The organism is Atlantibacter hermannii, assembly GCF_009907385.1.
Taxonomy (GTDB): domain Bacteria; phylum Pseudomonadota; class Gammaproteobacteria; order Enterobacterales; family Enterobacteriaceae; genus Atlantibacter; species Atlantibacter hermannii_A.
Genome location: NZ_JAAATR010000005.1, coordinates 56,547 through 73,164 on the forward strand (window position 1 = coordinate 56,547; position 16,618 = coordinate 73,164).

Annotated in this window: 17 protein-coding genes; 10 read left to right on the top strand and 7 right to left on the bottom strand. The window is 59.1% G+C overall.

Features of this window, described 5'->3' with window-relative positions; genetic code table 11:
- Position 1: 1 nt before the first annotated feature.
- The 5 genes from sapD to pspF form a co-directional block, all read right to left on the bottom strand.
- Positions 2-994, bottom strand: coding sequence for a putrescine export ABC transporter ATP-binding protein SapD (sapD, locus tag GV764_RS02080; RefSeq protein ID WP_161658861.1), 993 nt, complete (start codon positions 992-994; stop codon positions 2-4).
- Positions 994-1,884, bottom strand: a complete 891-nt coding sequence (sapC, locus tag GV764_RS02085; RefSeq protein WP_161658862.1) for a putrescine export ABC transporter permease SapC — start codon at positions 1,882-1,884, stop codon at positions 994-996. Before sapC ends, sapD begins: the two co-directional genes overlap by 1 nt.
- The gene (gene sapB / locus GV764_RS02090; RefSeq protein ID WP_161658863.1) at positions 1,871-2,836 is read right to left on the bottom strand and encodes a putrescine export ABC transporter permease SapB; all 966 of its coding nucleotides are present in this window, start codon (positions 2,834-2,836) and stop codon (positions 1,871-1,873) included. Before sapB ends, sapC begins: the two co-directional genes overlap by 14 nt.
- Positions 2,833-4,473 (bottom strand): ABC transporter substrate-binding protein SapA, encoded by a 1,641-nt coding sequence (gene sapA, locus GV764_RS02095; RefSeq protein ID WP_161658864.1) that lies wholly within the window; start codon positions 4,471-4,473, stop codon positions 2,833-2,835. The genes sapB and sapA overlap by 4 nt, the downstream gene beginning before the upstream one ends.
- A 90-nt stretch (positions 4,474-4,563) precedes the next feature.
- Positions 4,564-5,559, bottom strand: a complete 996-nt coding sequence (gene pspF / locus GV764_RS02100) for a phage shock protein operon transcriptional activator (RefSeq protein WP_328515147.1) — start codon at positions 5,557-5,559, stop codon at positions 4,564-4,566.
- Positions 5,560-5,719: 160 nt separating this feature from the next.
- On the opposite strand from pspF, the gene pspA reads away from it, so the two are divergent.
- From pspA to tyrR, 7 genes are all read left to right on the top strand, one after another.
- A complete protein-coding gene (gene pspA, locus GV764_RS02105) occupies positions 5,720-6,388 on the top strand; it encodes a phage shock protein PspA (protein ID WP_125294388.1) in 669 nt (222 codons plus the stop codon).
- A gap of 56 nt (positions 6,389-6,444) precedes the next feature.
- Positions 6,445-6,669, top strand: a complete 225-nt coding sequence (pspB, locus tag GV764_RS02110; RefSeq protein ID WP_161658865.1) for an envelope stress response membrane protein PspB — start codon at positions 6,445-6,447, stop codon at positions 6,667-6,669.
- Positions 6,669-7,028 carry an envelope stress response membrane protein PspC gene (gene pspC / locus GV764_RS02115; RefSeq protein ID WP_161658866.1) on the top strand — a complete coding sequence of 120 codons (360 nt, stop codon included), beginning with the start codon at positions 6,669-6,671 and terminating at the stop codon, positions 7,026-7,028. The genes pspB and pspC overlap by 1 nt, the downstream gene beginning before the upstream one ends.
- 18 nt (positions 7,029-7,046) lie before the next feature.
- Complete coding sequence (gene pspD, locus GV764_RS02120; protein WP_161658867.1) at positions 7,047-7,271, top strand: phage shock protein PspD; 225 nt, start codon at positions 7,047-7,049, stop codon at positions 7,269-7,271.
- 102 nt (positions 7,272-7,373) lie between these two features.
- Complete coding sequence (locus tag GV764_RS02125; RefSeq protein ID WP_161658868.1) at positions 7,374-8,771, top strand: YcjX family GTP-binding protein; 1,398 nt, start codon at positions 7,374-7,376, stop codon at positions 8,769-8,771.
- Complete coding sequence (locus GV764_RS02130; RefSeq protein ID WP_161658869.1) at positions 8,768-9,820, top strand: TIGR01620 family protein; 1,053 nt, start codon at positions 8,768-8,770, stop codon at positions 9,818-9,820. The genes GV764_RS02125 and GV764_RS02130 overlap by 4 nt, the downstream gene beginning before the upstream one ends.
- A 148-nt stretch (positions 9,821-9,968) precedes the next feature.
- The gene (gene tyrR, locus GV764_RS02135) at positions 9,969-11,531 is read left to right on the top strand and encodes a transcriptional regulator TyrR (protein WP_161658870.1); all 1,563 of its coding nucleotides are present in this window, start codon (positions 9,969-9,971) and stop codon (positions 11,529-11,531) included.
- Positions 11,532-11,574: 43 nt separating this feature from the next.
- Here the strand turns inward: tyrR and tpx are convergent, their stop codons facing one another.
- Positions 11,575-12,078, bottom strand: coding sequence for a thiol peroxidase (gene tpx, locus GV764_RS02140; protein WP_161658871.1), 504 nt, complete (start codon positions 12,076-12,078; stop codon positions 11,575-11,577).
- A 137-nt stretch (positions 12,079-12,215) separates the two neighbouring features.
- On the opposite strand from tpx, the gene ycjG reads away from it, so the two are divergent.
- A complete protein-coding gene (gene ycjG, locus GV764_RS02145) occupies positions 12,216-13,181 on the top strand; it encodes an L-Ala-D/L-Glu epimerase (protein ID WP_161658872.1) in 966 nt (321 codons plus the stop codon).
- On the opposite strand, the gene mpaA is transcribed toward ycjG, so the two are convergent.
- Entirely contained in the window at positions 13,172-13,885 is a 714-nt protein-coding gene (mpaA, locus tag GV764_RS02150; protein ID WP_161658873.1) for a murein tripeptide amidase MpaA, read from the bottom strand. The genes ycjG and mpaA overlap by 10 nt on opposite strands.
- Positions 13,886-14,107: 222 nt before the next feature.
- On the opposite strand from mpaA, the gene GV764_RS02155 reads away from it, so the two are divergent.
- Both GV764_RS02155 and zinT read left to right on the top strand, forming a co-directional pair.
- Positions 14,108-15,709 (top strand): peptide ABC transporter substrate-binding protein, encoded by a 1,602-nt coding sequence (locus GV764_RS02155; protein WP_161658958.1) that lies wholly within the window; start codon positions 14,108-14,110, stop codon positions 15,707-15,709.
- 126 nt (positions 15,710-15,835) lie between these two features.
- Entirely contained in the window at positions 15,836-16,483 is a 648-nt protein-coding gene (gene zinT / locus GV764_RS02160) for a metal-binding protein ZinT (RefSeq protein WP_161658874.1), read from the top strand.
- Positions 16,484-16,618: the final 135 nt, after the last annotated feature.

Sequence of the window (16,618 nt, forward strand, 5' to 3'; positions counted from 1 at the left end):
TTCACTCTTTCTCCATGTTTAGCGGGAAATGGCAGGCGAAAAGATGGCCTCTCGGCCCGGCCAGGCGCGGCGTTTCAACGCATTTTCGCTGGGCGTAGGGGCAGCGCGGCCCCAGGCGGCAGCCAATCGGTAATTGCTCCAGTAGCGGGATCGCGCCCTGTAACGTATTCAGGCGGCTTTTATGCGGCATCGCGCTGCCAAAATCGGGGATCGCGCGGATCAGCGCCTGGGTATAGGGATGATGCGGCGTGGTAATCAATTCTTCACTCGGCGCGGTTTCCACCGTCTGGCCGCAGTACATCACGTTGATGCGATCGGCCCACTGGCTGAGCATCTGCAGATCATGGCTGATCAGCAGAATGGTGGTGTTGTTATTCTGGTTTAGCCGGGTCAAAAGCCGGAAAATCTGCGCCTGCGTGGTAGGCTCCATGGCATTGGTCGGCTCATCGGCAATCAGCAAGCGCGGCTGATTGGCCAGCGCGATGGCGATCATCACTTTCTGGCACTCGCCGTCGGTCAGCTCGTAGGGGAAGCTGTTCATCGCGTCTTTATGATCTTTAATCCCCACCCGGTGCAACAGCTCGATGGCGCGCTGTTTGCGCCAGCCGAAGCGCTGCCACCAGCGGCCTTTCCAGGTCCAGGCGGGTATGTTTTGCATCAGTTGACGACCCACTTTCTCAGAGGGATCCAGGCAGGACTGCGGCTCCTGGAAAATCATCGACACGTTATGGCCCACCAGCCGCCGCCGCTCGCGCGCAGACAGGCGCAGCAGGTCGATATCGTCAAAACGCATACGGTCAGCGGTCACGCGCCAGTTATCCCTGGTCACGCCGCAAATCGCTTTGGCGATGAGGCTTTTACCGGAACCCGATTCGCCCACCAGCCCACGGATCTCCCCCTCGGCCAGCGTCATACTGACGCGATCGACGGCTTTTACCCACTCGTCACCGGCTTTAAATTCGATGGTGAGATTACGGATATCAAGTAACGGCATTATTCCACTCCCGCATTAATGGCGCGTCGGATACCTTCGCCAAGCAGGTTGATCAGCAGCACGCTGACCATAATGGCGGCACCGGGCAGCATCACCGTCCACGGCGCGACATAAATCAATTCTAGCGCATCCCCCAGCATCGCTCCCCACTCGGGCGAGGGCAGCTGCGCGCCGAGATCGAGAAAGCCGAGCGCGGCAATATCCAGCACCGCCATCGACAGCGCGCGCGTCACTTCGCTGACAAATACCGACGCGGTATTCGGCAGCACCGCGAACCAGAGAATATTCAGGGTTGATGCGCCGTCAAGGCGCGCCGCCACCACGTACTCTTTTTCCAGCTCGTCATGCACCATGCTGTAAACCGAACGCACGATGCGCGGCAGCAGCGCCAGCCATACCGCGAACATGGCATGGGTCAGCCCCGGCCCGGCAAACGCCACCACGATAATCGCCAGCAGCAGGGAAGGGATCGACAGCAGGGTATCGAGAATATGGTTCAGCAGCGCCGAGCGCAGACCGTGGGTCGATCCGGCGACCACGCCTAACACTAACCCGACGACCGCCGCGCCCAGCGTCACCACGAACGCGCCGCCGACGGTCGGGGCCGCGCCGCTCAGCAGGCGGCTTAATACGTCACGGCCTAAATCATCGGTGCCTAAAAAGAACGACACCTCGCCATAGCGCGACCACGACGGCGGCAGCAACTGATAGCCAAGAAACTGCTGATTGATGTCGTAAGGGGAAAACAGCGAGCCAAACAGGCACAGCAGCACCAGCCCGGCGCAGCCGTACAGGCCGACCATCGCCATGGTATCGCCGTAGAATTTGCGCCATACCGTGCGTAAGGCTCCCGGCGGGCGTTTTTCGCTGTAAACATTATCGTAGGGCATACCATTCCTTATGCTTCAGCGGGTTCGCCATGGCCCCGAGAATATCCGACAGCACGTTAACCGCGATCACCAGCGCGCCAATCACCATCACCCCGGCGGAAATCGCCGCATAATCCTGCTGGCGGATGGCGTTAATCAGCCAGCGCCCCAGCCCAGGCCAGCTAAACACCATTTCGGTGATCATCGCCAGCGTCAGCATGGTGGAGAATTGCAGGCCCAGACGCGGGATCACCGGCGGCAGGGCGTTATGCAGCACGTGGCGGCGCAAAATGGTGATCCGCGACAGGCCGCGCGTGGCGGCCGCTTTCACATAGTTTTGATCGAACACCTCGATGGTGCTGATGCGCATCAGGCGGATCACTTCGGTGGTGGGTGCCAGCGCCAGGGTCAGCACCGGCAGCACCATATGGCGCACGGCGCTGATAATCATCTCATCGCGCCACGGGGAATCCGACAGCCAGGCGTCAACCAGCGCGAAACCGGTCACCTGCTTAACCTCATACAGCAGGTCGAAGCGGCCTGAAACCGGCAGCCAGCCCAGGGTAAGCGAGAAAAACAGCGTCAGCAGCAACGCCAGCCAGAACACCGGAATCGACAGGCCCACCAGCGCCAGCCCGCTGATAAAGGTGTCCTGCCATTTATTGCGCAAAATCCCTGCCAGCATCCCCACCGGGATGCCCACCAGCAGCGCAAAGCCAAACGCCAGAAAGCACAGTTCCATCGTGGCCGGGAAAACGTCCCGCAGCTGAGCGGTGATGGGCTGGCCGTTGATGCTGGACACGCCGAAATCCCAGTGCAGCACGCCGTCAAACCAGAACCACCAGGCATTCCACAGCGACGCGCCCTGAAGCGGGGCGTGCGGTGTAAAGTAGCTCAGGCAGAAGCCGACAATGCTTAAAAACAGCAGCGTCACCAGCAAAAGCAATAAGCGACGCAGGGTAAAAATAATCATGGCGCTTTCACCTCCGCCTCGTCCCGGGAAACCCCGGCGAATGACGCATTGCCGAACGGGCTCAATACCAGCCCTTTGATATCATAGCGCGACGCCTGCAGACGCAGGGAGGACGCCAGCGGCAGCACCGGCAGCTCCTTCGCCAGTATCCGCTGGGCCTGATCGTAGGCGTCGATGCGCGCCGCCAGCTGCTGTGAGGAGAGCGCTCGTTGCAGTACCTCGTCGAATTCACGGTTGCACCAGTGGGCGACGTTGCTCTGCGAGCGGATCGCTGCACAGCTTAATAACGGGCGGAAGAAGCTGTCCGGGTCGTTACTGTCGGTGGCCCAGCCAGCCAGCGTCAGGTCGTGATTCATATCCATCAGACGCGCCTCCTGGAAACGGCCCTCTACCGGCACGATCACTACCGTCACGCCCACCTGGGCCAGGTCGGCCTGAATCAACTCGGCGGTTTTGAGCGGGCTGGGGTTCCAGGCCTGAGAACTGGTCGGCACCCACAATTGCAGGGTTAAATTCTGTACGCCCAGCGCTTCAAGCTGCGCTTTGGCCCTGGCGGGATCGTACTCGGTGATTTTCGCATCGTTATCATAGGCCCACGAGGCACGCGGCAAAATCGACGCGGCGGTTTCGGCGGTGCCGTAATAAATTGACTGCATCAGGCGTTGATTGTTGATGGCCAGCGCCAGCGCATGGCGTACCGCCGGGTTATTCAGCGGCGCTTTATTGGTGTTGAATCCGAGATAGGCGATGTTCATCCCGGGGCGCAGCGTCAGGCGCAGGCGCGGGTCGTCGCGTAAAATCGACAACTGGCTGGCGGCGGGCCAGGCCAGCACATCGCATTCGCCGGTCAGCAATTTTGATAAGCGTCCGGTGCCGCCGGAACCCAGATCGATGACCACCTGCGGCATCAGCGGCTTACCGCGCCAGAAATTATCGTGACGCGCCAGGCGGATAAATTGCCCGGCGCGGTACTCCCGCAGCTTAAAGGGACCGGTGCCTACCGGTTCGCGATCCAGCATCTCCTGGCGGTCGGCCTTAGCCAGTTTCGCGGCGTATTCCGCCGACATCACCGACGCGTAATGGGTCGCCAGATGCCATAAGAACGAGGCGTCTGGCTGAGCGAGGCGAAACTCAATACTGTATTCGCCAATTTTCCGCACGCTTTTCACGGTATCGGCAAATTGCAGACTGTCGAAATAGGGGTAACTCGCGCCGTTGACGCTGTGCCAGGGATTATTGCGATCGAAAATACGCTGGAAGCTGAATACCACGTCATCGGCATTGAGCGGACGGGTCGGCGTAAACCAGGCGGTAGTCTGGAACTGCACGTTACGGCGCAGGTGAAAGCGATAGGTGGCGCCGTTATCCAGCACTTCCCAGCTGTCAGCCAGTTCGGAAGCCAGCCGGTAGGTATAGGGGTCGACGTCCAGCAACCGGTCATACAGCTGGGCGGCCAGGGTATCAACGGTGAGACCGCTACCCGCTTTTTGCGGATTAAAGGTATTGACCTGTCCGCTGACGCAATAGACAAACCCGCTCTGGCGAATATCGGCAAGGGGTTTTGGGGCAGGGGCCGCATGGGCGTACCCGCCGGAAATGCCGAGCGCCATTATCAGGGAAGACAAAAATACGCGCATAAGTTTTTGAGTTATTTTGACCAATAGTCAAAGTGTATCGCACTTAGTGGGGCCAGGGAAAAATCTCTGCGCCAGTTGGCGCAAAAGCCATCACTGGGCGGCGATCTCGTGCTTTTTCAACAGGGCGCGCAGCTGGTGATAGGTCACCCCCAGTAACTGCGCGGCGCGTTTCTGATTGTATTTCGCCTGCGCCAGACTGGCTTCCACCAGCGCTTTTTCGCTCTGCTGCTGCCACTGGCGTAAATCGAGCGGCAGGGCGGGTAAGTCGTGTTCAGCCATTTCAGTTTTTTGCGGCGCGGGGCGGGAAAACGGGTCGACAATAATCGTATCCACCGGGGTTTCGCTGGTGCCGTGGCGATAAATCGAACGCTCTACCACGTTTTTCAGCTCGCGGATATTGCCCGGCCAGCCATACTCCAGCAGGGTTTGTTCGGCTTCCGGGGTAAAGCCGGGAAACAGCAGCCAGCCGAGTTCGCGGCACATCTGGATGGCAAACTGTTCCGCCAGCAGCATGATATCGCTACGCCGCTCGCGCAGCGGTGGGAGCTGCACCACGTCAAACGCCAGCCGGTCGAGCAGGTCGGCGCGGAAGGTCCCTTCCTCGACCAGATCCGGCAGGCTGGCGTTGGTGGCGCACACCAGACGCACATTGACCTGCAACGGCTGGCTGCCCCCCACGCGCTCCAGCTCGCCATATTCAATAACCCTGAGCAGCTTTTCCTGCACCATCATCGGCGCGGTCGCCAGCTCATCGAGAAACAGCGTTCCGCCGTCGGCGCGCTCAAACCGGCCCGGGTGGCGCTTCTGCGCGCCGGTAAACGCGCCCGCTTCATGGCCGAACAGTTCGGAATCCAGCAGATTTTCATTCAGCGCCGCGCAGTTCAGCGAGATAAACGGCCCCTGCCAGCGGCGCGACAAAAAGTGAATGCGGCTGGCAATCAGCTCCTTACCGGTCCCGCGCTCGCCAGTCACCAGCACCGGTTTATCCAGCGGCGCCAGCCGCGATACCTGCTCCAGCACTTCAAGGAAGCTATTGGCCTCGCCAATGAGATTATCTTTATATTCTGCCATGATGAAATTGACCACTTGTTGGTGGATATGACTACTCTTAAACATATCATACCTGACGGCAGTCTGCGTAAACGTAGTAAAAACAATAAATTACAAAACTGGCACGATGTTTGTATTAGTTATGGCGAAATCGAGCAGGGCGCGTGACGCCCGAAAAATTAAAGAGGATTGAGTTATGGGTATTTTTTCTCGTTTTGCCGACATCGTGAACGCCAACATCAACTCCCTGCTGGAAAAAGCAGAGGACCCGCAAAAGCTGGTGCGTCTGATGATTCAGGAAATGGAAGACACCTTAGTCGAAGTGCGTTCCACCTCCGCGCGCGCGCTGGCTGAAAAGAAACAGCTGAGCCGTCGCATTGAGCAGGCAACAGCCCAGCAGGCCGAGTGGCAGGAAAAAGCCGAACTGGCGCTGCGTAAAGATAAAGACGACTTAGCCCGTGCGGCGCTGATTGAAAAACAGAAGCTGACCGACCTGATTACGGTGCTGACCGACGAAGCGACTCAGGTTGACGAAACCCTGGCGCGGATGAAAACCGAAATCGGTGAGCTGGAGAACAAACTTCAGGAAACCCGCGCTCGCCAGCAGGCGTTGACGCTGCGCCATCAGGCAGCCTCGTCCTCACGCGACGTGCGCCGCCAGCTCGACAGCGGCAAAATTGATGAAGCCATGGCGCGTTTCGAATCGTTTGAGCGCCGTATCGATCACATGGAAGCCGAAGCTGAAAGCCAGCGTTTTGGCAAACAAAAAAATCTCGATCAGCAATTTGCCGATCTCAAAGCGGACGATGAAATCAGCGCTCAACTGGCTGCGCTTAAAGCCAAAGTACAGCGCGACGTTGAATAATAATCTGGCTGCGGCGACATGACGCGCCGCAGCGCCTTTACTGTCAAGGAGTACACATGAGCGCACTTTTTCTCGCCATACCGCTGACCATTTTCGTGCTGTTCGTCGCGCCGATCTGGCTGTGGTTGCACTACAGCAACCGCAATTCGCGCAGCGAGTTAAGTCAAAGCGAACAGCAGCGGCTGGCGCAACTGACTGAAGAGGCTCGCCGGATGCGCGAACGCATTCAGTCGCTGGAACAGATTCTGGATGCCGAACACCCCAACTGGAGAAATGACTAATGACCCCCTCTTTTGGAAATCGCAAACTGTGGCGTATTCCCCAGCAGGGCATGGTTAAAGGGGTATGCGCGGGCGTCGCGCAGTATCTCGACGTGCCGGTGAAGCTGGTGCGCCTGATCGTCGTGCTGTCGATGTTTTTCGGTCTGTTCTTTTTTACCCTGGTGGCGTATATCGCCCTGACGTTTATTCTCGACCCGATGCCGGAAGGCGCAGAACAGGGCGAAGGCGCGCCGCGCAGCAGCGATTTGCTGAACGACGCCGATGCCCAACTGGCCGAATCCGAGCAGCGCTTACGCGCGATGGAGCGTTACGTGACCTCGGACACGTTCACATTGCGCAGCCGTTTTCGTCAGCTTTAACCTCTGTCTGGAGAGCGAATGAAACAAACCCGTTGGCAGCAGGCTTCAGTGAAAGCGCGTCCCGGTCTGAAACTGGCCGGTAAACTGATCATTCTCGGCGCATTGCGCTACGGGCCTGCCGGCGTGGCTGGCTGGGCGGTGAAGTCGGTCGCACGACGTCCGGTTAAAATGCTGCTGGCCTTCGCCCTCGAACCGCTGTTAAAACGCCTGGCGGCCCGACTGTCGCGCAATTTCAAACCCTGATCCACAAAAAACCCATCGCAAGGGCACAACGGGGACGTGCCTGACCGCTAAATCATCCCCATAATAGCCTTATCAATCCGCTTGTTCGAAAACAGGATGACGATGAAGCGAATCAAGACTGAACTCAATGCGCTGGTCAACCGCGGCGTCGATCGCCATCTGCGGCTGGCCGTCACCGGCCTGAGCCGCAGCGGCAAAACGGCATTTATCACCGCCATGGTGAATCAACTGTTGAACCTCCACGCCGGCGCGCGCCTGCCGCTGCTGAATGCGGTGCGCGAAGATCGGCTGCTGGGCGTCAAACGCGTGCCGCAGCGCGATTTGGGCGTGGCGCGTTTTACTTATGATGAAGGGCTGGCGCAGCTGTACGGCGAGCCACCCACCTGGCCGACTCCGACCCGTGGCGTCAGCGAAATGCGCCTCGCGCTGCGTTACCGCTCTAACGAATCCCTGCTGCGCCACTTTAAAGACACCTCAACCCTGTATCTGGAAATCGTCGATTATCCGGGCGAATGGCTGCTGGATTTGCCGATGCTGGCCCAGGATTATCTGAGCTGGTCACGGCAGATGACCGGGCTGCTCAAGGGCGACCGGGAGAACTGGTCGCAACCGTGGCGCACGCTGTGCGACGGGCTCGATCCGCTCGCGCCCGCCGATGAAAACCGCCTGGCGGCGATTGCCGAAGCCTGGACCGATTATCTGCACACCTGTAAACGCGAAGGGCTGCACTTTATCCAGCCGGGGCGCTTTGTGCTGCCCGGCGATATGGCGGGCGCGCCCGCGCTGCAATTTTTCCCCTGGCCGGACGTCGACGGCGTCGGTGAATCGCGTCTCGCCCAGGCGGATAAATCCACCAACGCCGGAATGCTGCGCGAACGCTATCGCTACTACTGCGAAAAAGTGGTCAAAGGCTTTTATAAAGATCACTTCCTGCGCTTTGACCGCCAGATTGTGCTGGTTGACTGCCTGCAACCGCTCAACAGCGGGCCGCAGGCGTTTAACGATATGCGCCTGGCGTTGACGCAACTGATGCAAAGCTTCCACTACGGCCAGCGCACGCTGTTCCGCCGGCTGTTTTCCCCGGTGATCGACAAGCTGCTGTTTGCCGCTACCAAAGCCGACCATATCACCGCCGATCAGCATGCCAATATGGTGTCGCTGCTACAGCAGCTGGTGCAGGACGCCTGGCAAAACGCGGCGTTTGAAGGCATCAGCATGGACTGCCTCGGGCTGGCGTCGGTACAGGCCACGCAAAGCGGGCTGGTGGACGTGAAGGGCGAAAAAATCCCGGCGTTACGCGGTCACCGGCTAAGCGACGGCGCGCCCCTGACGGTTTACCCTGGCGAAGTGCCGGCGCGCCTGCCGGGCAACGCTTTCTGGGAAAACCAGGGATTTCAGTTTGAACAGTTCCGCCCGCAGCGAATGACGGTGGATACGCCGCTGCCGCATATCCGGCTGGACGCGGCGCTGGAGTTTTTAATAGGAGATAAATTGCGATGAGCGAGCCGTTAAAACCGCGAATCGATTTCGCCGAGCCGCTCCAGGCGGATCGGGAACCGCAGATCAAAAGCGCCCAGGCGTTTAGCGAGCCGGAGGCGGAGCTGTTCACCCCGGCGCTCACCGCCGATCTGGCGCCGGACGACGGCCAGGCCGAAGCCGTGGTGGAAGCCGCGCTGCGTCCTAAGCGCAGCCTGTGGCGGCGTATGGTCACCGCCGGGCTGGCGCTGTTTGGCGTCAGCGTGGTGGCGCAGGGCGTACAGTGGACGCTTCACGCCTGGCAAACCCAGGACTGGATCGCCCTTGGCGGCCTGGCGGCGGGCGGGCTGATTGTTGCGGCAGGTGTGGGCGCAGTGGGCACCGAATGGCGGCGTTTGCACCGTTTGCGCGAGCGCGCCACCGAACGCGATGAGGCGCGTGAACTGCTGACCAGCCACGGCATGGGCAAAGGACGGGCGTTCTGCGAAAAACTGGCGCGTCAGGCCGGGTTGGATCAGGGCCATCCGGCGCTCCAGCGCTGGTATGCCGCCATTCATGAAACCCATAACGATCGGGAGATTGTCGAGCTGTATGCCCATCTGGTGCAGCCGGTGCTGGATAGCCAGGCGCGGCGCGAAATCAGCCGCTCGGCGGCGGAATCCACCCTGATGATCGCCGTCAGCCCGCTGGCGCTGGTGGATATGGCGTTTATCGCCTGGCGCAATTTACGTCTGATCAACCGCATCGCCGCGCTGTACGGCATTGAACTGGGTTATTTCAGCCGAATCCGGCTATTCCGGCTGGTGCTGCTGAATATCGCCTTTGCCGGGGCCAGCGAAATGGTGCGCGAAATCGGCCTGGACTGGATGTCCCAGGATCTGGCGGCGCGGCTCTCCGCGCGTGCGGCGCAGGGCATTGGCGCAGGCTTGCTGACGGCGCGTCTCGGCATCAAGGCCATGGAGCTGTGCCGCCCTCTGCCGTGGCTTGACGATAAACCGCGTCTCGGCGATTTCCGCCGCCAGTTGCTGACCCAGGTGAAAGAAACCCTGCAAAAGAAACCGCGCGATAACTAACCCTTCGGCGCTGTGAACGTTTAACTTTACGGCGCAGCGCCCAATTTTCCGCCATACTGTCAATGATTGTTGACAGACATCTTCCTGGTGAAGGTTATCTTGAGTATCATCGCCCCGTCATTGGCCCTTAAGCATGAAGGTTACCCCCATGCGTCTGGAAGTATTTTGCGAAGACCGAATCGGTCTTACCCGAGAATTACTGGATTTACTGGTGCTACGCAGCATTGACCTGCGCGGAATCGAAATTGACCCTATCGGGCGTATCTACCTCAACTTTTCCAACCTTGATTTTGATTCATTCAGCAGCCTGATGGCGGAAATCCGCCGCATCTCCGGCGTGACCGACGTGCGCACCGTGCCGTGGATGCCGTCGGAGCGGGAAAACCGCGCCCTGTCAGCACTGCTGGAAGCCTTGCCGGAAGCGGTGCTCTCGCTGGATTTAAAGAGCAAAGTGGAACGGGCTAACCCCGCAAGTTGCGCGCTGTTCGCCATGAGCGAGGCAAAGCTGCGTAACCATAACGCCGGCGCGCTGATCAACAGCTTCAACTTCCAGCGCTGGCTGGATAGCGACCCGGTAGAATCCCATTCCGAACATGCCGTCATCAACGGCCAGAACTTCCTGATGGAAATCACGCCGGTGCATCTGGAAGAGGATAAAGGCGTTAACACGCTGATTGGCGCAGTGGTGATGCTGCGCTCCACGGTGCGCATGGGCCGCCAGCTGCAAAATATGACGGGCCTTGATGCCAGCGCGTTCAGCCAGATCGTTGCGGTCAGCCCGCGGATGCGTCAGGTGGTGGAGCAGGCGCGTAAATTCGCCATGCTTAACGCGCCGCTGCTGATTGTCGGCGATACCGGCACCGGCAAGGATCAACTGGCCCGCGCCTGCCATCAGGCCAGCCCACGCGCCGAGAAGCCCTATCTGGCGCTGAACTGCGGCTCTATCCCGGAAGACGTGGTGGAAAGCGAGCTGTTCGGCCACGCGCCGGGCGCCTGGGCCAATGCGATGGAAGGTAAAAAAGGTTTCTTCGAGCAGGCCAACGGCGGTTCGGTACTGCTGGATGAAATCGGCGAAATGTCGCCGCGTATGCAAACCAAACTGTTGCGCTTCCTGAATGACGGCACCTTCCGGCGCGTCGGCGAGGAGCACGAAGTGCATGTGGATGTGCGGGTGATTTGCGCCACGCAGAAAAACCTGGTGGAGATGGTGCAAAAGGGTACGTTTCGGGAGGATCTCTACTATCGCCTTAACGTGCTTACCCTTAATCTGCCGCCGCTGCGCGATCGTCCGCAGGACATCATGCCGCTGACCGAACTGTTTGTGGCGCGATTTGCCGACGAACAGGGCGTGGCGCGTCCCAAGCTGTCCAGCGATCTGAGCAATATGCTGACCCGCTACGGCTGGCCGGGCAACGTGCGTCAGCTGAAAAACGCCGTATACCGGGCATTGACCCAGCTGGAAGGTTATGAGCTGCGCGCGCAGGATATTTTGCTGCCGGACTTCGACGCCGGATCGCTGCCGGTAGGCGAAGAGGCGATGGACGGTTCGTTGGACGAGATCACCCGGCGTTTCGAACGCTCGGTATTGACTCAGCTTTATCGCAGCTATCCCAGCACCCGCAAGCTGGCGAAGCGCCTGGGCGTATCGCATACCGCGATTGCCAACAAACTGCGTGAATATGGATTAAGCCAGAAGAAGGGCGAAGAGTAGCGGTTGTCAGGCAATGAAGAAGGGGGCTTAACGCCCCCTTTTGTTATTTCAGTGCTTCCAGAGCGGCGTCGTAGTTCGGCTCGTGGGTGATTTCATTCACCAGTTCGCTGAATACCACTTCGTCCTGCTCGTTGATCACTACCACTGCGCGAGCGGTCAGGCCCTTCAGGGCGCCTTCTTCAATGCCCACGCCGTAATCCTGCTGGAACTGCGGATTGCGCAGGGTGGACAGGGTGATGACGTTGCTCAGGCCTTCCGCGCCGCAGAAGCGCGACTGGGCGAACGGCAGGTCAGCGGAGATGCACAGCACCACGGTGTTATCCACGCTGGTCGCCAGCTGGTTGAATTTACGCACTGACGCGGCGCACACGCCGGTATCAATGCTCGGGAAAATATTCAGGACCTTACGTTTGCCGGCGAACTGGCCAAGCGTAACGTCAGACAGATCTTTTGCCACCAGGCTAAAGGGCTGTGCTTTGCTGCCTTGCGCCGGGATCTGACCGACTACGGATACCGGATTGCCCTGAAAATGAACGATTTGTGACATAGTTATCTTCCTGTTTACATATAGTTAACGTCGCCGACAGTGTATGCCATCATTTCACCGATGAATATAAAAAACTGATTCGGCGGTCGGTAAATTCGCTCGCTATAATGGAGCAAACCACTGGAGAGGCTAAATAAATGCGCAGCGTAAAGGTCTATCAGGAATCCTGGCCCCTGCATTCGCCGTTCGTTATTTCGCGCGGGACGCGCAATGAGGCGGTGGTTGTGGTGGTGGAAATTGAGCAGGACGGCGTGAAGGGCGTGGGGGAATGTACCCCTTATCCGCGCTATGGCGAGAGCGTCGAGTCGGTGATGGCGCAAATCATGACCGTGGTGGAGCCGCTGGAAGCGGGTGCCAGCCGCGAGGCGCTTCAGACGCTGCTCCCCGCCGGCGCGGCGCGCAACGCGCTGGACTGCGCGCTGTGGGACCTTGAGTCGCGCCGTGAAGGGAAACCGCTGAGCGGCCTGCTGGGCGTCACGCTGCCAGAGTTTGTGCTGACCGCGCAAACCGTCAGCATCGGCACCCCGGAGCAGATGGCGAGTTCGGCGGCGGTGCTGTGGGACAAGGGCGCGCGGCTGCTGAAAATCAAGCTCGACGACCGGCTGATCACCGAACGCATGGTGGGGATCCGCGCTGCCGTACCCAACGCGACGCTGATTGTTGATGCGAACGAATCCTGGCCCGCCGATGGCCTGGCGGCGCGCTGCCAGCTGCTGGCGGATTTGGGCGTGGCGATGCTGGAGCAACCGCTGCCTGCGGCGGAAGACAGCCCGCTGGAAAACTTTATTCATCCGTTGCCGATCTGCGCCGATGAAAGCTGCCATACCCGGGCATCGCTGGCAGGGCTGACGCGGCGCTATGAGATGGTCAATATCAAGCTGGATAAAGCCGGCGGCCTCACCGAGGCGCTGCTGTTAAGCGAGGCGGCGCGGGAGAAGGGGTTTGAAGTGATGCTCGGCTGCATGTTATGCACTTCGCGGGCCATCAGCGCCGCCCTGCCGCTAAGCGTAGAGGCGCGTTTCGCCGATCTTGACGGCCCCACGTGGCTGGCGGTGGACGTGGAGCCGGCGCTTCGTTTCTCAACCGGGGCGATTCACCTGTAAGGCTGCCAGTGGAGCAGCGCCGTCATGGCGTCAAGATAGCGCTCGCTGGCCTCGTCGGCGGAAATGGGCGGGAACTCGGCGGTGATGCAGGGCAAATGAATGTCTGCGCACCAGCTGCCGAAGGAGCCGGGGGTGGCGTAGCCGACGCTGGTGACCAGCGGCAGATCGAAGGCCTGCGCCAGCCACTGCCCGAGGGCGCTGCTGCCCGGATCTTCAATGCAGGCCAGCGGATCGTGAAACGAGACCACCCAGCGCGGCGCAATCTGATGGATCAGCTGGCACAGCGCCACGGTTTCCGGCTCTGAACCCGGCTTTTCGCCGGTGGACAACACCACATCGCGCTTATCCGCCGCGCTGTTCCAGCGGTACACGGTTTCGCCCGCCTTCCAGTTCGCCGCCGGAAAATTGCGGTTTAAATCCACGCCGTGCGCATTGGCGCGCAACCCCAGCTGGCAACCGTCGGGATTCACCGCCAGCACCACATGATGCTGACGATGTTTGGGCTCCAGGGCGCGCAGCGCGCAGGAGAGCGTCACCATGGCGGCGTTTTCATCGCCGTGCGTACCCGCCAGGATCAGCCCGGCATTTTCACTGGCCTCCGGGGCCGGAAACCACAGCAGCGGCGCGCCTAATACGCTTTTTCCGTAGCGTTCCGCGCCCGGAGGGAAATGGCCGCGCTGCGAGCGAGGGCGTAACGTCGTCATAACTCTCTTTCCTTGAAGGGGTGATAAGAGGAGTGTTGAGCAAAAGCGCCCGGAAATCAACTGCCTGCGCCTGTCCACATTTCTGAAGATAAATCACCGTCGGCGTTTGCATTTCATTACGTCAAAACAAATAATTAACGCCAGTTAATAATCCGCTGGCCGCCTGTAAAGACGCGTCGGTATCGTTGAGTTTAGGGGGTTGGAATGAAATTTCCGGTGCGTATGGTAACCGGCGTGTTGCTGGCGGGGAGTGCCTTAACGCCTGCCGTTGCGGCGGACGTCCCACAGGGCACGGTGCTGGCGGAGAAACAGGAGCTGGTTCGGCATATCAAAGATGAACCGGCCTCGCTGGATCCGGTTAAGGCCGTAGGGCTGCCGGAAATTCAGGTGATCCGCGATTTGTTTGAAGGGCTGGTGAACCAGAATGAGAAGGGCGAACTGACGCCGGGCGTTGCCACTCAATGGCAGAGCAGCGACAACCGCGTCTGGACCTTCAGCCTGCGCAGCGATGCGCGCTGGTCCGACGGCACGCCGGTCACCGCGCAGGATTTCGTGTACAGCTGGCAGCGGCTGGTCGATCCTAAAAACACCTCGCCTTTCGCCTGGTTCGCCGCGCTGGCGGGCATCACTAACGCCCAGGCGATTATCGACGGCAAAATGCCTGCCGATAAACTGGGCGTCTCTGCGCCCGACGCCGCCACGCTGCGGGTAGAGCTGGACAAGCCGGTGCCGTATTTCCCGAACCTGACGGCCAACTTCTCGCTCTATCCCACCCCGAAAGCCGCCATTGAGAAGTGGGGCGGCGAATGGACCAAACCCGGCAATCTGGTGGGCAACGGCGCGTATACTCTGACCGAACGGGTGGTGAATGAGAAGCTGGTGGCGACGCCGAATAAAAACTACTGGGACAACGGCAAAACGGTGATTAGTAAAGTCACGTTTATTCCGATCAACCAGGAGTCTGCTGCCACCAAACGCTATCTGGCGGGCGATATCGACATCACCGAATCCTTCCCGAAAAACATGTATCAGAAGCTGCTGAAGGATATTCCCGGCCAGGTGTATACGCCGCCGCAGCTCGGCACCTATTACTATGCGTTTAATACCCGGAAAGGCCCGACGGCGGATCAGCGCGTGAGACTGGCGCTGAGTATGACTATCGACCGACGCATTATGGCGGAAAAAGTGCTGGGCACCGGGGAGAAACCGGCCTGGCGATTCACCCCGGACGTCACGGCGGGCTTCAAGCCGACGCCGTCGATGTTTGAAGAGATGAGCCAGCAGGAGCTGAACGCGCAGGCCAAAACGCTGCTTCAGGCTGCGGGCTACGGGCCGAACAAGCCGCTGAAACTGACGCTGCTGTATAACACCTCTGAAAACCACCAGAAAATCGCCATTGCGGTGGCCTCGATGTGGAAAAAGAATCTCGGGGTGGACGTGAAGCTGCAAAACCAGGAATGGAAAACGTACATCGACAGCCGTAACACCGGCAATTTCGACGTGATCCGCGCCTCCTGGGTAGGGGATTATAACGAGCCGTCGACCTTTCTCTCACTGCTGACCTCGACCCACAGCGGCAATATCTCGCGCTTCAACGATCCGGCGTATGACAAAGTGCTGGAGCAGGCCAGCCGGGAAAACACGCTGGAAGCGCGTAACAGCGATTACAATCAGGCGGAAAAAATCATCGCTGAAAAAGCGCCGATTGCGCCGATTTATCAGTACACCAACGGGCGTTTAATCAAGCCCTGGGTTAAAGGCTATCCGATCAACAACCCGGAAGACGTGGCCTATACCCGCACCATGTACCTGATTAAACACTAATTTCTTCTCTTTTCCCCTCCTCTCATTCATTGCCGGCGCGAAAAACTCGCGCCAGGCTCTTTTCATCACCCAAAAACATGTTATGTTATATTATAACTTTTTTCGGGCATCTAAGAGGGACGTATTTTGGCAGGTCAATTTTCTAAAATCGCTGTGGCGCTGGGTGCGCTGCTTTTGAGCGGGTACGCGCTGGCGCACGGGCATTCACACGGCAAACCGCTGTCTGAGATGGAGCAGAAAGCCGCCGGGGGCGTGTTTGATAATAAAGACGTCAAAGACCGTGATCTGTCCGACTGGGACGGCGTCTGGCAGTCGGTGTACCCGTATTTGCAGAGTGGCGATCTGGACCCGGTATTCAACAAGAAAGCCGAAAAGGACAAGACCAAAACCGCTGAGGAGATCAAGGAGTACTACCGTAAAGGGTATGTCACGGATGTGGACATGATCGGCATCGAAAACGGCGTGATGGAGTTTCACGTCGGCGACAAAGTCAACGCCTGTAAATACGATTACGCCGGGCATAAGATCCTGACCTATAAATCCGGCAAGAAGGGCGTGCGCTATCTGTTTGAGTGTAAAGACGCCAGCAGCCAGGCACCGAAATTCGTTCAGTTCAGCGATCACATCATCGCGCCGCGTAAGTCCACGCACTACCACATCTTTATGGGCAACACCTCCCAGGAGGCGCTGCTGGAAGAGATGGACAACTGGCCGACCTATTACCAGTACCAGCTCACCAAAGAGCAGGTGGTGGATGAGATGTTGCACCACTGATTTGTTGCCAACGCCAGGTACAGGCCGCTCGCGTAGAGCGGCCTTTTTTATTCAGGTTATTGACGGACGATAAGGCGTTCAGGAGTGAAATTGCGCCACCGTGATGGTGAACACCAGACGGGGGCTCATTAGCGT

Bases quoted from the DNA above. Each gene is read 5' to 3' on its own strand.
- sapD (WP_161658861.1), bottom strand. From the start codon at position 994: ATGCCGTTACTTGATATCCGTAATCTCACCATCGAATTTAAAGCCGGT.
- sapC (WP_161658862.1), bottom strand. From the start codon at position 1,884: ATGCCCTACGATAATGTTTACAGCGAAAAACGCCCGCCGGGAGCCTTA.
- sapB (WP_161658863.1), bottom strand. From the start codon at position 2,836: ATGATTATTTTTACCCTGCGTCGCTTATTGCTTTTGCTGGTGACGCTG.
- sapA (WP_161658864.1), bottom strand. From the start codon at position 4,473: ATGCGCGTATTTTTGTCTTCCCTGATAATGGCGCTCGGCATTTCCGGC.
- pspA (WP_125294388.1), top strand. From the start codon at position 5,720: ATGGGTATTTTTTCTCGTTTTGCCGACATCGTGAACGCCAACATCAAC.
- pspB (WP_161658865.1), top strand. From the start codon at position 6,445: ATGAGCGCACTTTTTCTCGCCATACCGCTGACCATTTTCGTGCTGTTC.
- pspC (WP_161658866.1), top strand. From the start codon at position 6,669: ATGACCCCCTCTTTTGGAAATCGCAAACTGTGGCGTATTCCCCAGCAG.
- pspD (WP_161658867.1), top strand. From the start codon at position 7,047: ATGAAACAAACCCGTTGGCAGCAGGCTTCAGTGAAAGCGCGTCCCGGT.
- GV764_RS02125 (WP_161658868.1), top strand. From the start codon at position 7,374: ATGAAGCGAATCAAGACTGAACTCAATGCGCTGGTCAACCGCGGCGTC.
- GV764_RS02130 (WP_161658869.1), top strand. From the start codon at position 8,768: ATGAGCGAGCCGTTAAAACCGCGAATCGATTTCGCCGAGCCGCTCCAG.
- tyrR (WP_161658870.1), top strand. From the start codon at position 9,969: ATGCGTCTGGAAGTATTTTGCGAAGACCGAATCGGTCTTACCCGAGAA.
- tpx (WP_161658871.1), bottom strand. From the start codon at position 12,078: ATGTCACAAATCGTTCATTTTCAGGGCAATCCGGTATCCGTAGTCGGT.
- ycjG (WP_161658872.1), top strand. From the start codon at position 12,216: ATGCGCAGCGTAAAGGTCTATCAGGAATCCTGGCCCCTGCATTCGCCG.
- mpaA (WP_161658873.1), bottom strand. From the start codon at position 13,885: ATGACGACGTTACGCCCTCGCTCGCAGCGCGGCCATTTCCCTCCGGGC.
- GV764_RS02155 (WP_161658958.1), top strand. From the start codon at position 14,108: ATGGTAACCGGCGTGTTGCTGGCGGGGAGTGCCTTAACGCCTGCCGTT.